Origin of the sequence: Arenibacter echinorum, from assembly GCF_003259375.1 — a bacterium.
Lineage (GTDB): Bacteria > Bacteroidota > Bacteroidia > Flavobacteriales > Flavobacteriaceae > Arenibacter > Arenibacter echinorum.
Genome location: NZ_QLLN01000004.1, coordinates 634,902 through 646,079 on the forward strand (window position 1 = coordinate 634,902; position 11,178 = coordinate 646,079).

The window sequence follows — 11,178 nt, forward strand, 5'->3', positions numbered from 1 at the left end:
ACGGAACTAACCTTAGAAATGACCGTTAACCAAAATCGAATATAAAACTTGAAAGAAAGAATAGTAATAAAAGGCACCATATTGACTTATGGAGAAAAATGGTACGTTGGAGAAGAAATATTTTCCTCAATTCTTCTTTCCGCTGTGAACAGTTGGATTGCCAATCACTATACTCCTCAAGGGCAATTAAATGTTGATTTAGATTTATGGAAATCAAGGGAGTATGGAAAAATAAAAGCATCGATTTATGGATTTACTAGCGACTTACATAATCTTGCCATAAACTATTGTCTATTAAATGAAACTATCGAAAATCTTGAAGTTAACAAACACAAAACGAGATTGTATGTTGGTCTACTTTTAGAAAACTACTTTACTAATATTAGGAGTTTGTATGATTTTTTATTCCACCTCATAAAAATCTGTTTAACGGACACGCAGCTGAAATCTTTCCCAGGTAAAGACTCGTTGAATAATTTAATTTCTTTTTCAAAAAAGGCTAATAACGAGGATAAACTGCCCTTAAGAGTAAGACAATTTCTTTTTGATATTCAACCATATTTGGAGGAAATCAGAACAATTAGAGATGCTATAATTCATAAAGGCAAAGAAATTGTAATAACAAAAAAGGGTGACGAAATTCTAATAAGAATTCCGAAGTCAGGGTTATATAGTAATGATACTATTTTTCCCAATATATTGAATTGCAAGGAGACCGATTATAATATGAAAGATTATTTAAGAGAAATGACCATCAGCCTTTTCAAAAATTCAGAAGACCTTGGACTGGTTATTTTATCCGAGTTATTTGAAAAAGGTAAATTCAATTGGAATATCCACTCAATTACAAACTATTGTATGGAAGATTTTACAAAATTTATGCTGAAACAGGAAAAAACCTTTGGCTAATAATGCCTCCTATGACAAGCCTAAGGACTATCTCATAAAGTGTTTAATTAAAAAATTATTTGACTCCCCTTATTTTCTTTTCAATTCATCCAAGGTTTTTCCGGATAAATCCTTCCAAGAAGTCCAACCATTTGCCGCCCTAGCTAACACGGTAGCTGCAGCTGCGCTAGGCGAGTTAAATACATGATCTGATTGAAAAACAAACACTCCATTTTCCTCCTTTAAAATTAAATCCTCTAAAAGTTGTTTTCTTAATCTTGAAACCCAAGTTCCAATTGATTGTGCTTCTATAATAGTACTTTTACCACCTTTATACACTAAAAAACCATCGTCAGTTAACTCACCTGCTGCTGATGCATCTTTGCTCTTACAATAGAATAACTCTTTAGCGATTTGCGCTTTACGTTTCTCTTCAAAAATAGGGTAACCCAATGTAGCCAATAATATTTTTGCAGTATCAAAATTATCCAATAAATCATGTTCCCTGCTCTCTGAAATGGATTGTTTTTTAGAACCTGTATCATTATCCAGTTTATATCTTCCTACTTCTATCGCTTTCTCTAAACAATAATGCTCCAAGAATTTTACATCCGTTTTTGTGTATTCATCTGTTTTAGTGGATACTATTACACAGTGGGTCCAAAAATCCTTAAGGCGATTATGAGATTGGATACGTTTAAAACAATCTTCTCCTTCTCCAATATAAACTAATGGCTTTGCACCATCTTCTGTAATACCAAATAAAAAATAGACTCCTGTAAAATGAACCAGTTCTCTTTTTACTATTTCTTGCATTTTATTACGTGGAAACAAAATGGCTTTAACTAACCTATTGGTTATTTCTGCTTCACGAATGCTTGTTGGAGAACCATCTGGAAGAAATATTTGTATTGGTTGTGGTCTGTTAATCATATTATTTTCTAATAATCCCTAATTCAATTAAAAGATCTCTTTTCATTCTACTTAAAGGTCTCCTGTCAAACTTTAACTCATTAATTTCAGTACCAAATGCAAGTCTGTAAATTTCCTCATTACTTAGTTGATTAGATTCCATAAACAAATCTTTCAAATTCTTTAAGTAAGTAACAGAATATGCTTTTTTAATTTTAACTAAATCATCTATTTCATCTAAGTGAGTTTCATAAATTTCTTTTAACTTAAAAAAATCAGAAGTATTTTTAGACCTTGAATTTAAATCATCTCCAATATTTGTTATCGTGAATTCATTTTGATCAATTGCTTTCAATTTATAACTAAATTGAAAATTAATGTCGCAATCTATATAAGGGTGTAAATATTGATCCAATGTCATATCTACTGAACCTTTTAAAGAACTGTTACAAACAGTGCAAGAAGGTATTAAATTATAAAAAGAAAGGCCCAATAAAGGATTCTTACTTTGCGGAAACCAATGATCGAAAGTTGGTCTGGTTAATTTAACAACCTTCCCTTTATCAATTGTATTAACGACTGTTTTGGTGTATAATCTATTACAATATGTACAGGTATTTATATTTAAATTTTGAGCTAATCTGTATGTATCATAATCACTATTCTTTTTTTTATTAGAAAAAGTATCATAGTCTATTATTCTCAATAATTCAGTCAAATATTTTGAATATACTCTCCTTATACTTTTACAATAATTCTTGGTATTTCTTTTTTCTTTCAAATAAACCTTAAACTTAGGTAGTTGCTTAAATAAAGTGTCTTGTAGTTTAATTAAATCCGAAGGTGAGCCTATTAATATCTGTTCAATATTCTTTTTTAGAAAAGGTTTTAAAACGACATGTTTACTTTCATTAATTCTAGCGTTTAAAATGGGTAATAACTTATCCTTATGCACCTCCAATGCTTTTTTAATATGTGCTTGCTCTGGATTTATAAACTGCATTAATCTTTAATTAAATTATTTAATCTTTCGATTTCATTTTTAATCATTTCCTCGAACTCAGTTTTATCATCATTTAATTCAGATATCATTTGGATAAGCTTAACTTTCAATACACGCTCGCCTATCAATTCAATTATCTTTTTATAATATTTATAGCTTTGATAAAAGGCCTCATTTTTGACTAAGTCCTTAGTTTTTTTTAATTCTATATGTTCATTTATCCATCCTATTGTTTCATTAATTCTCCCTTTAGCAAATTCGCCCATAAATCCCTTATCCAAAAAGAAATCATTAGCTAATAAATCATGAATATTTGCACCAAAAGTATGAACCTCCTTTACCTCCTTTTCATCAAAGGATAATCTCAATACATTTTGATGTGGAATATCAGACAAGATAAATGGAGAATGTGTTGCGAAAAGAATATTTAATCCCTTAATATTATCAATATTGATGCTGTTTATTTTATCAATGTAATTTATTAAATCATTAACAAATGTGCGTTGCATCTCCGGGTGATAATATTGTTCTACCTCGTCAAATAGAATATTAACATACTTGTACTTTATTAATTCCTTTTCACTATTATTAAATACAGAATTTAGATTGATTAAATGATATACAATACTACTAATAGTATATATCTTTTGCTTCTCTCCAGAACTCATGCGGTCAAAGAGACTTCCATCTTCTAGTTCTATTTTTAAATCAAAAATTGAGGGAGGAAGAAACTCTATGGTTGACCTTAACCTTCCTTCCCTATTTTCGTCATCAATAAGTTCATTTATTCTTTCAGAAAGATTATTGATATCTACTGAAGATTCCATATCAGAATAACAATTGATATGATCAAATTTTATAAAATTTATAGCTTGTTTTATCTTAAATGTAATATGACTCCTGTCATTTATTAACTCATCAACAAGTTTGTCAATATTCTGAATTTCATTTCCTTTCAAAAAAGGTTTATATCTGTCATAAAGCCCACAGATTCTAATTATTTTATTTTGAATTTGATAATGCATTGCAGAAAACATTTTGCTTTCTAGTTTTTTTATTTTACTACCGGTATATGCTTCATACAAATTATTAGTAGTAATTTCTATTCCTTTAATGTTCTCATTTAATTTGTGATTTCTCCTGTATTGCTCAAACTTGTCATCATTAAATTTCAATAACAATCTATTAGCTTTTTTATCTGGAGTTAGGTGTCTTAGTGTTATTGAGTCCTTTTTATCAATTGGTTCTAATAAATTAGAAAGTAATCGTTGGTTAACTAATTCTTTTTCTTTGTTTATATCGACTATACCATTTGTTCTCATCGGATTAATTACAATAGGTGTTTGATAACTATCATTTTTATGGAAAAGATCATTCAACCATTCTCCTTCTTCTAGAGCATTTAACCCATAATGAGAATAGGAAACAGCTATGGTATAAAAAAAATGTTTTGATAGATCATCGATGTCTTTGATTTTGGAGCAATTCTCTTCCACATTTCCCTCAAAAATATTAGGAATTGTTTTTATAGAAATAAACTCATCAAAATTTTCATGAGCTCCAATTTTTAGTGAATAAAAGCAATCATTTAGTTGATAAAATATTTCAATATCAATCGATTTGATTATTTGGTTTGTGTTTCTAGTCCAATCTATATACTCTTCTGTTTTCTTTATAAAGTAGTCCTTATCATACTCTAATTCAGCATACCTCTTATACTCTTCCAGTTGATTTTGCAAATATTCGAGTGACGGAATGAATTTTAAATATTCATCACCAAATACTTCTAACCTTTCTTGAATATCAGATATTAATTCATCAATTTCTGTATGGTTATTTTCTTCTTGTGTTAAAACCGAATCCAGTTTTGTAGCATATTGAACTCTATCTTTAACTAATTCTTTTTCCTTTTCCTGAATTGAAGTAAAATTAAAATCTAAAAGTTCTTTATGTACTGATAATAAATAAATAGAAATATAATACAACTCCAGAAGTGTGCTTTTTCCACTTCCATTTTTGCCAACAATTGCAGAAATATTGATATTAGGGCCATTTTTATTATATAAATTTTCAGGAACAGTAGGTTCATATTTAATAAAGCCTACCTTTTCAATTGCTTCACTAACCTCTACCTTACTTTCATTTAAATAACTATATTCTGAATAAAACTTATAAAAAGTATTACTTTTTAGCACTTTAAAGAAATTTATTTGGTTCTCATTTGGTGTTTCTTTACTTAAATTTTTTCCAGTTCTTATTGCCAACAACTTAAATCCACTCATATAATCCCTACATTTTAATCATTTATTTAAACCTTGCACATAATAAACACAAAGATTGGCCTGAATACCTCAAAATTTACAGCTGCAATTCAAGGAATCATATTTCGAGTAAACTTAATTTTGTCTCCGGTAAATTTCCTAAAACCATCAGTTCTCTTTTTACTGCTTCTTGCATTTTATTGCGTGGAAACAAAATTGCCTTAACTAATGGTTATTTCTGCCTCACGAATGCTTGTAGGATAACCATCTGGAAGGAATATCTGTATTGTTTGTGGTCTGTTAATCATAACTAATAAGTTATCTGGTAAAGCTCTCCCTCTTCGAATATAAACTCTTGTGGTAGTTCTATTTTAGTAATAAAATCTATAAGTATCACCTTTCCTTCTTCAAAATTCTCTTCCACTACCCTTGTAATACTATCAATAGTTAAAAGGTCATTTATAATACTATTTCTAGCTTTGAGTTTTTGTGCTCTACTTCTTTTTAACCAATCAGACCATCCAATTTTATTCTCATCCAAAATTTTATTAATTTGAATACTATTAGCTTTAAATGTTTTTAGATAAATAGACCTTACGTTTTCAAATTCTTTAATGAAATCCATTTGAAGTTCCTTATTATATAAGTTTGCATACACAAAAGCAAGGAGTTTACCGTATAGAAATAAGTCTTGTAATTGAACGAAAATTTTCAGCTGGTCCTCAAAATTATTTATGGAGGTAGCATCATATTTACCTGTTTTATGAATTGATTTTTCATAAAATTTTATAAGTTCAAAAACCTCAATATTTTTAGCCACAATATTGGTAAGAATTGCATTTTTATAATTTTCATTTGTATTGATGTTGTCAAACTCAAAATATGCTTTTTTATAAAAGTAAATTATGGCATCAATTTTTGCTTCTTTCTTAATAAATTCAAGTTCTATTAAATCATTTAATTTCTCACTGATTCTCTCTAGAGATTCGTGTATTTTATTTAAATAATGTTGTCTAATAACCATATTACCTAAACTATAAACAGCAAAAGGAGCAGCAACAACAATGTTTTTAACATAAGATCCGTGAGCAAGTATACTCCCATTTTGCATAATAGCAGTTCCTTGACCATTTCCAATTTGCATAATTTGCCCACTAAACCCTTGTGGAAAAACAAATTTATAGGATTTTGAAATTAAACCTGTAGAAATAAACTCTGGCACACTTCCAAAAAAATTGCGTATTATGGAATCCCCATTTTTTATGAGGATATTATTTTTAGAAATAGATAAATCCTTTTCTATTTCCTTGAATGCAAATAGTTCAACATTCTTATTTAAAGGGTCTACAAGTTTAAAATTAGATGAAATAGAAAATGGTTTTTGTTCTAGCTGAATAGAATTCAATAATTGTTGGATATTTAATAATTGCTCACATTGTTTATCTAAACCGAGTATTTTTTTTAACCATTTCATGAAGCAAAATATTTTAAATGGAATATCAAATTTTACTTTTTATAAACTCAAACATCGGTCTAAACACCTCAAAGTGCGCAGAATAAATTAAAGGAATGATATCTCGAGCAAACTTCACTTTGTCTCCCTTAAATTTCCTAAAACCATCAGTTCTTTGAGTATCGATATTAAAATACTTTTCAAGACCCGGAACTTCAGAAAATAAAAACTCAATTGTCAACAATGAGTTTTTACCATAGTTTCCTCCAATATGTGGATTTAATACCTGTTTTGAAATATCTTCAATTGCTGGCACAGGTAATAACATTGAGTATGACTCAAATGTTTTATATTTTTTTGTCAAACAATTAGTAGGGTTTGTTTCCACATCTGTTCCTAGTTGATTCCAATCACCAAATGCTTCATCAAAGTCAAAAAGAGAGAAAAATTTTCTATCAGGTGCATTATTGTATAAAGTTTCATCTTTGATAAGATTCCTTAAAAACCCACAAGAAAATGCATTTTGAATTTCAAAATTTGGTTTCGTGCCAGGATATAGTTTTTCCCAAGCGGTTTCTACAATCATTTCATCAGTTATACCTTCTGTAAAAAGAACAGCTCCACTTGTGTTGTTTAGGAAATGATTGATATTTAGTTTTGCTTCATTTTCGGTTAATGAAATTAAACCAGATGAAAGCGAATGAATAATATCTGCTTTTATCATCTTATGACAAACCACTTTATTTTCATCATTAATTTCAAAAATATTAAGATGCGTTTCTTTATACGAAGTTAATGTTGATGGACTATGTGTAGTCATTAGTACGTGATTACTAACAGATTGTTGGTCTGTAATCTCTAATATTTGATTCAAAAAATCAAACTGCCATTCTGGATGTAAAAAAGAATCTGGCTCATCTAAAAGTGTGATACAATTTCTATCTTTAAATAGTTCCATTATCGAATAAATGTAAACGGACTGAAACTGACCATCACTAAATTTATCTACTCCAATTATAGAACCATCCAAAAGTTCTAATTCTATTGAAATATCATCAAGCATTTCGATAGTTTTTAAATTATCAAAATCTCTAAATATATCTTGAGGTGAAGTACCCGAAAAATTATTCTGAAAATCTGCAATATCAAGGTATATTATAAATTCATCTTCGTAATCATCGTTATAAATGTAGTCTTCATCACGAACCTTTCCTTTTTCAATATCTCCTTTTTTAACTGCACTTAATTTATCTAAAAATTCAAGAGTAATTCCCTGGGCCTTCCAAAATCTAGTTTTGGGCTCAAGAGAGTCGATGTCGTAACCTTTCTTTTTTGCATAAAAAGGACGCTTTAAAGTTATTTTTACTTGATTATCTATTGATTTAATACCAAGCTTTTTAGCAATGAATTGTTTTGCTTTACATTCATCAGGTTGTAAAAGCAACACACTCAACAATAGTGCTTTATATTCTTTACCAATACCAATAAATTCTCTTGTATCTCCTTCATTAGCTTCTTTTAGGCCTTTCTTAAAAGTACTTTCATAATTTTCAACTAACTCTGTTATTTTATTATTATGACCTGAATAATAAATAAGAATATTATCTGGTAATTGTTCTTTACCTATTTTCTTTACTTCTTTTTCAGTTTCGTCTATCCATATACTCTCAGCCCACTTCCAACTAATAGAAATTTCGTTTCCTTCAAATTCATATATTAATTTAAAATCAAAATTAACTTCATAATCATCTTCAAATAAATGCTTAAATATTTCTATTAAAGCTTCAAATAAATTAGATTTTCCAGTACCATTTTTTCCAACAAAAACATCGATAAAACTATCTCCTTCAAAATCTAAAGTAAATTCTGTTAAGTTTTTGTATTTGCTTATATAAATATGTTTTAACCTCATCCTAATTAGATTTTTCACCTTCAAAAACCTCACGTAACACACTTTGCATTAATTGCTCAATTTGTTCATTACTATCAAATAATTGTTGTTCTAGCCCATCACATAAAACCATTAACTCATTTACTTTTTGAATGATAACTTTTTGTTCTTCTATTGGCGGAATTGATATTAATAAATTAGTAATATCTCCCATCTTCATATTAGGTTGTTGACTTTTTCCATCAAACTTTGATTTGTAATGATTTAATACCATTGGAGATTGAATAAATGAAAATACATATGGATGATAAATGTATTTTGTCATTGATCTAATAGAAGCAACACGTTGATTAAGTAAAGAGTTGTGGTAAGCTGGTGGACAAATTGATATTTTCAAACCATCTTTAATATATGGTCTTGTTAAGGCTAATATTAAATCCCCTTTTTTGATTAAATAATTTGGATATAGTTCTATAAAATTATTTGGCAAATAATCATCCGTCTCAACAAAGTCTCTTACCCCTGCATTCGTGATTTTAATGCATTTCACACCATCAATTTTATTGAAATCACCACTTTTGAAGCTAGCCCCAGCAATTATATCAGTAACTTCACCTACTCGACACCAAACCCAGCCTTCAGGTAGTTCATATGGAATATCTTCTTTGGCAATTGGCGGTAAAGGTTTTTCCTTTTTTATTTTTTCGTCTTTGATAAGTTGTGTTTTCTCATCTCGAATGCGTTTTAATAAAATCGAAGCATTTTCAATATCGTGATTATCAGCCCTCCAGTTTATGGTCAATTTTCCTTGAATTGCTTCTTGTAATATAGACTGTCTTAATGATGCAATATCATCTTTTTGCTTAACAAGTAAATCGGTTGCTTTGTCTTGCTCTATTTTAATTTTAGAATATAATTCAACTATTTTTAATTGTGTTTCTAAAGATATATCTGGAACTTTAGCTGTTTTAAGATTACCTAGTGTAAGCGACACATTAGCACTACCTTTCATAAGTGGCACTAATACATAATCTTTCATTAAATTAAAATAAATATACAAGAACTTTGCAGAATAGTTTTCGTTTTTAGGAGTACAAGCTGCTAAAATACTACCGAAAGCAAATTTGCCTTCTTGATAATGTATTCTTTTAATACTAGCATGACCATGACCTGTAGCTGATACCAATGGGACTAGAACAGCTTTTGTATCTAATTGAAACTTATCGTGACTCTTTCTAAACTCTCCTGTTGTAACCATAGGATAATCACCAGGAATTGCATTAGTAATACCTATTTCACCTTTAATAACATTACAAATATCTCCTAATTGAACGTATGCCATATTAATTAAGAATTTGTTTTATTTTCGACAATAGACCGTCTACTATTTTATTGCTTTCAGAAAGTTTTTTTAGAATAACCTCTGATGATTCAAATTCCTCTTGTTCTTGATCTATTGGATTTTTAATATCTAAATTATAATTCCTATTTTTTATTTCGTCAATAGATACCTTCCAAGCAAAATCATTTTTAACTCTATTATTCCACCAAGTTTTTTCAGCATCAAACTCTTTTATATTAATAGGTTTCGTTTTATTATAATTTTTTACGCCTGCTGGATATTGATGTTGATAATACCAAACATCTTTAGTTGGTTTACCCTTTTCAAAAAACAACACATTGGTGTTAATATTAGTATAAGGGTTGAACACACCTAAAGGCAAACGTACAATTGTATGTAGATTACATTTAGTAAGTAATTCTTCTTTTAGACGTGTTTTCATCCCTTCACCAAACAATGTTCCATCCGGTAATACAATAGCACAACGTCCATTATTTTTTAACAACTTTATTATTAAAGCCAAGAATAAGTCTGCTGTTTCTTTAGTTCTAAATTTTTTAGGGAAGTTGGTTTCAGTACCGTCTTCTTCTACTCCTCCAAATGGTGGGTTGGTTAAAATAATATCTAATTTATCTTTTGCACCCCAATCTGCATAGGGTTTGCTTAATAAATTATCTCTACGTACCGCAGGTAAATCAAAACCGTGCAACATTAAATTGGTAGTACACAGTAAATGTGGTAGCGGTTTTTTCTCTATACCTCTTATAGAGGTTTGTAAAACATGACGGTCCTTTGGCGTTTTTACTTGCTCGCGTAAATGGTCTATGGTGCAGGTTAGAAAACCTCCCGTGCCACATGCAGGATCCAAGATGCTTTCTCCCAATTGTGGATTAATCATATCTACCATAAACTGCGTAACCGCTCTTGGTGTGTAATACTCCCCAGAAGAACCCGCAGATTGCAATTCTTTTAAAATAGTCTCATATAGGTCATTAAACAAATGACTCTCTGTGGTGCTATTAAAATCTATCTCATTAATAACATTTATAACTTGACGGAAGAGTGTTCCGTTTTTCATGTAGTTATACGTATCATCAAATACCGAACGTATAATCTGAGCTTGTGGACTTATGGTTATATCCAAATCTTTAAGCGCAGGAAAGAGTTCATTGTTTATAAACTCCATTAATTCATCACCTGTTTTTCCTTCATCATCTGCAGCCCAGTTTTGCCATTTGAATTCCTTAGGTATAGGGCTTTCGTATCCGTCTATGGTTATCTCCCATTCTTCTTCTTTATCGGCAAAGATTTTCATAAACAGCATCCACACCATTTGCGAGATACGCTGTGCATCTCCGTCCACTCCTGTATCCTTACGCATGATATCGCGTATGCCTTTTATGTTTGTTGTTATGTTGCTCATTTAGT

8 protein-coding genes are annotated in these 11,178 nt (G+C 29.7%); 1 reads left to right on the forward strand and 7 read right to left on the reverse strand.

The window, feature by feature from the left end; translation table 11 throughout:
* The first annotated feature begins 48 nt into the window (after positions 1-48).
* A complete protein-coding gene (locus LV92_RS13055; RefSeq protein WP_111624069.1) occupies positions 49-909 on the forward strand; it encodes a hypothetical protein in 861 nt (286 codons plus the stop codon).
* Between the two features lie 69 nt (positions 910-978).
* On the opposite strand, the gene LV92_RS13060 is transcribed toward LV92_RS13055, so the two are convergent.
* The 7 genes from LV92_RS13060 to LV92_RS13095 form a co-directional block, all read right to left on the reverse strand.
* A complete protein-coding gene (locus LV92_RS13060; protein ID WP_111624070.1) occupies positions 979-1,821 on the reverse strand; it encodes a GIY-YIG nuclease family protein in 843 nt (280 codons plus the stop codon).
* A gap of 1 nt (position 1,822) precedes the next feature.
* On the reverse strand, positions 1,823-2,803 hold the full coding sequence (locus LV92_RS13065) for a hypothetical protein (protein ID WP_111624071.1): 981 nt from the start codon (positions 2,801-2,803) through the stop codon (positions 1,823-1,825).
* Complete coding sequence (locus LV92_RS13070; protein WP_111624072.1) at positions 2,803-5,085, reverse strand: ATP-binding cassette domain-containing protein; 2,283 nt, start codon at positions 5,083-5,085, stop codon at positions 2,803-2,805. The genes LV92_RS13065 and LV92_RS13070 overlap by 1 nt, the downstream gene beginning before the upstream one ends.
* A gap of 289 nt (positions 5,086-5,374) precedes the next feature.
* Entirely contained in the window at positions 5,375-6,538 is a 1,164-nt protein-coding gene (locus tag LV92_RS13080; RefSeq protein ID WP_111624073.1) for a hypothetical protein, read from the reverse strand.
* Positions 6,539-6,563: 25 nt separating this feature from the next.
* On the reverse strand, positions 6,564-8,429 hold the full coding sequence (locus tag LV92_RS13085; protein ID WP_111624074.1) for an ATP-dependent nuclease: 1,866 nt from the start codon (positions 8,427-8,429) through the stop codon (positions 6,564-6,566).
* A gap of 1 nt (position 8,430) precedes the next feature.
* Positions 8,431-9,750 carry a restriction endonuclease subunit S gene (locus LV92_RS13090; RefSeq protein ID WP_111624075.1) on the reverse strand — a complete coding sequence of 440 codons (1,320 nt, stop codon included), beginning with the start codon at positions 9,748-9,750 and terminating at the stop codon, positions 8,431-8,433.
* A gap of 1 nt (position 9,751) precedes the next feature.
* A complete protein-coding gene (locus LV92_RS13095; protein WP_111624076.1) occupies positions 9,752-11,173 on the reverse strand; it encodes a class I SAM-dependent DNA methyltransferase in 1,422 nt (473 codons plus the stop codon).
* Between the last annotated feature and the right edge of the window lie 5 nt (positions 11,174-11,178).

What these genes read in the sequence shown, in the direction of transcription:
- LV92_RS13090 (WP_111624075.1), bottom strand. Translation starts at nt 9,750, where the DNA reads ATGGCATACGTTCAATTAGGAGATATTTGTAATGTTATTAAAGGTGAA.
- LV92_RS13085 (WP_111624074.1), bottom strand. Translation starts at nt 8,429, where the DNA reads ATGAGGTTAAAACATATTTATATAAGCAAATACAAAAACTTAACAGAA.
- LV92_RS13070 (WP_111624072.1), bottom strand. Translation starts at nt 5,085, where the DNA reads ATGAGTGGATTTAAGTTGTTGGCAATAAGAACTGGAAAAAATTTAAGT.
- LV92_RS13095 (WP_111624076.1), bottom strand. Translation starts at nt 11,173, where the DNA reads ATGAGCAACATAACAACAAACATAAAAGGCATACGCGATATCATGCGT.
- LV92_RS13065 (WP_111624071.1), bottom strand. Translation starts at nt 2,803, where the DNA reads ATGCAGTTTATAAATCCAGAGCAAGCACATATTAAAAAAGCATTGGAG.
- LV92_RS13080 (WP_111624073.1), bottom strand. Translation starts at nt 6,538, where the DNA reads ATGAAATGGTTAAAAAAAATACTCGGTTTAGATAAACAATGTGAGCAA.
- LV92_RS13060 (WP_111624070.1), bottom strand. Translation starts at nt 1,821, where the DNA reads ATGATTAACAGACCACAACCAATACAAATATTTCTTCCAGATGGTTCT.